The following is a 1,703-nucleotide window of genomic DNA, read 5'->3' as shown; positions in this document are numbered from 1 at the left end:
GGCGTCGCGGGCGATGTCCGTACGGTGCTGGGAACCGTCCAGACGGATCCGGTCCACGGCCGCGTACGCCCGCTCCCGTGCCTGCCCGAGATCCCTGCCGGTCGCGGTGACGGACAGCACACGCCCACCGGCGCTCAGGACCGTACTGCCGTCGTCGGCCAGCCGCGTCCCGGCGTGCAGGACGTACGCGTGGGGCGCATCCTGCGCGACGACGTCGGCCAGACCCTCGATCGGGTCGCCGGTGCGCGGCGTACCGGGGTAGTTGTGCGAGGCGACGACGACCGTGACCGCCGCGTCGTCGCGCCAGACCAGCGACGGCTGGTCGGCGAGACGCCCCTCGGCGGCTGCCAGCAGGACACCGGCCAGCGGAGTCCTCAGCCGGGCCAGGACCACCTGCGTCTCGGGGTCCCCGAAACGGGCGTTGAACTCGATGACCCGCACACCGCGGCTGGTGATCGCCAGGCCCGCGTACAGCAGCCCGGCGAAGGGCGTGCCACGGCGGCGCAGTTCGTCGACGGTCGGCTGGAGCACCGTCTCCATGACCTCGTCGACCAGCTTGGGGTCGGCCCAGGGCAGCGGCGAGTAGGCGCCCATGCCACCGGTGTTGGGGCCCTCGTCGCCGTCGAGCGCCCGCTTGAAGTCCTGGGCGGGGCGCAGCGGGAGGACGGTCTCGCCGTCGGTGACGGCGAAGAGGGAGACCTCGGGACCGTCGAGGAACTCCTCGATGACGACGCGGCCACAGGCGAGCGCGTGCTCGCGGGCGGCGGCGATGTCGTCGGTCACGACGACGCCCTTGCCCGCGGCGAGACCGTCGTCCTTGACGACGAAGGGGGCGCCGAAGGCGTCGAGGGCCTTGTCGATCTCCTCGGGGGTCGTACAGACGTAGCTGCGCCCGGTGGGAACGCTGGCCGCGGCCATCACGTCCTTGGCGAAGGCCTTGGAGCCCTCCAGCCGCGCGGCCTCGGCGGACGGGCCGAAGCAGGCGATGCCCGCGTCCCGTACGGCGTCGGCGACCCCGGCGACGAGCGGCGCCTCGGGTCCGACGACGACGAGCCGGGCCTCCAGCTCGGTGGCGAGCCGGGCGACGGCCGCGCCGTCCATGGCGTCGACCGGGTGGAGCCGGGCGACTTCGGCGATGCCGGCGTTGCCCGGCGCGCAGTGCAGGGCGGTGACGTCGGGATCGAGGGACAGAGAGCGGCACAGGGCGTGTTCGCGGGCACCGCCGCCGATGACTAGGACCTTCACGGGGGGCAGCCTAGCCGGGACGGTGTCCACGACCGACCTGCCGTCCGGCGGCCGGACGGCGGGCGTGCTTGTACGGGGCGGGGGGGGCGCCCCAGGCCCGGTCTTCGGAGTCCCGCCCGTTGTCGGAGCCGGCCGGGTACGGCCGGTCCATCCACAACGCCGATCCTCGACCTTGAGGGTCCCGTCCTTCGGACGGACGGCGCCACCCCGAATCAAGGCCCTAGGCCCTGTCCGGCGGATCTTCGCGGGCCCGGAACGCCTGGCACGGCACCTCGCCGCGTTGTCGGAGTCGTCCAAGTACGTCCAGTACGAGCACGATCCTCCGCCTTGCGATGCACCGCACCAGGCGCCCCGGACTTTCCGCGAAGATCCGCCGGACAGAGCCTAGTCGTTCGGATACTCCTCGACGACGGTGGCGCCCAGCTCGCGGACGATCAGGTCGTGTCCGGAGAGCGCGG

The 1,703-nt window shown here is 73.3% G+C and carries 1 protein-coding gene; it reads right to left on the bottom strand.

The genetic code is table 11. The features are described from left to right. Positions 1–1,245 (bottom strand): phosphoribosylamine--glycine ligase (purD, locus tag GXP76_RS35380; RefSeq protein ID WP_242575717.1); only part of this gene is annotated, 1,245 nt, incomplete at its 3' end. Positions 1,246–1,703 lie beyond the last annotated feature (458 nt).

The sequence above is a fragment of the Streptomyces sp. NP-1717 genome, assembly GCF_022695985.1.
In the GTDB taxonomy this organism is placed as follows: domain Bacteria; phylum Actinomycetota; class Actinomycetes; order Streptomycetales; family Streptomycetaceae; genus Streptomyces.
This window is presented reverse-complemented; position numbering and strand designations above follow the sequence as displayed.